The sequence below is a fragment of the Planococcus sp. RAB007_Raresut genome, from assembly GCF_057369535.1.
On record NZ_JBXYIF010000206.1, the window covers coordinates 1 to 250 of the forward strand.

Sequence of the window (250 nt, forward strand, 5' to 3'; positions counted from 1 at the left end):
CTTGCCTTAAGGAATATGGGACGAATCATCAACCATAAATGTGTTCAACGGCTGATGCAGTCTATGCAGCTTAAATCACGTATCAGGGTGATGATATATCGCTCTTACAAAGGGCAAGTGAGTAAGATTGTAGACAATGTATTACAACGTCAATTTAAAGCGGATCAACCAAATCTGAAGTGGGCTACGGATGTGACAGAATTTAAGGACTGAGTCCTGTACAGTACAGAACCCAGTCCTTAAAAGCGAC

At 41.6% G+C, this 250-nt stretch carries 1 pseudogene; it reads left to right on the forward strand.

Annotated elements, in window-relative coordinates:
• Positions 1 to 204: pseudogene (locus AC2Q9J_RS18290) on the forward strand (IS3 family transposase); the annotation flags it as partial.
• Positions 205 to 250 lie beyond the last annotated feature (46 nt).